Annotated in this window: 1 protein-coding gene; it reads right to left on the bottom strand. The window is 51.2% G+C overall.

Annotation, left to right across the window (positions count from 1 at the left end; all coding sequences use genetic code 11):
- A partial coding sequence (locus tag L3V37_RS24075; protein ID WP_237307358.1) for a tandem-95 repeat protein occupies positions 1–1257 on the bottom strand: 1257 nt, incomplete at both ends.

The following is a 1257-nucleotide window of genomic DNA, read 5'->3' as shown; positions in this document are numbered from 1 at the left end:
CGTTCACCGTGGTGGACTCTGATACCCCACCGGACGTGACGATGTAGGTGAAGCTGTCTGTACCGTGGAAGTTGTCGTTTGGCGTGTAGGTCACGCTGCCGTCCGGGTTGACCGAGACCGTGCCGTTAGCTGGACCGTTATTGCTATCCAGCGACACCACTTTATCGTCGCCTTCAAACGTGTCGTTACCCAAGACCTTGATGATGGTTGGCGTATCTTCCACAACCGTCGCGTTGTCTGCCACGATGTCCGCCACAGGCGCTACCGTGAAGTTCACCGTTTGGCTGACGCTTTCGCCGCTTGGATCGGTGGCAGTAAAGGTCAACGCTTCAGAGCCGTTCCAATCCGCAGTTGGGCTAATGGTCGCAATGCCATTTTCAATCGAAACCAACACGTTGTTGTTGCCGGACACTGAGAAGTTCAGTGCCGAGTCGCTGTCTTTAAATGCGTCGTTTAAATCAATCGTGTAGATCGTAAAATCTTCTGCTAACACTTGATCTGAAATGACATTATCGACTGTTGGTGCATCGTTAACGCGATTCACAATCAAACTATCACTGTCGCTAACCGTTGGATTAACACCATCCGATACTGATGCGCTGATCGTTAGGTCTTTAAGGTTGAGTTCGTCGTTGTTAACCGCGTCAACACCCGCTTGAGTCAGTTTGACTTCATCGCCAACTAGCGCAAAGTAGCCGTTTGAGTTGTTTTCTAAAGAAACGGTTAATTGCTCTTCTGGCGTATCGGTATCAGCGACTTCCAACGTTGCCACTACCGTATCGGTACTCACTGCGTCTTCAGTGATACTTTCTACAGCATCGACCTTGATCGTTGGCGCATCGTTCACTGGATTAACGGTAACGGCTACTTTCGCTTGGTCAGTCAGCGAACCATCGGTGATGGTGTAAGTGATTTCGGCATCACCATTGAAGTTCTCAGCCGGTGTGAACACCAGTTTGCCATCAACAATCTCGACTGTGCCTTGTGCTTCAGGTACGGAAGCTGATTGGATAGACAGCTTATCACCATCAATGTCGGTGTCGTTTGGCAGGACATCAATCGTCACTGGCGTGTCTTCGTCAGTAACAGCGGTATCATCTTTTGCCACTGGCGCGTCATTCACTGGCGTCACATCGACGTTCACCGTGGTGGACTCCGATACCCCACCGGACGTGACGATGTAGGTGAAGCTGTCTGTACCGTGGTAGTTGTCGTTCGGCGTGTAGGTCACGCTGCCGTCCGGGTTGACTGAGACCG

Origin of the sequence: Vibrio sp. D54, assembly GCF_021728075.1 — a bacterium.
Classification (GTDB): Bacteria; Pseudomonadota; Gammaproteobacteria; order Enterobacterales; family Vibrionaceae; genus Vibrio; species Vibrio alginolyticus.
Note: the sequence above shows the minus strand (reverse complement) of the source record. Positions and strands in the feature narration are given on the sequence as shown.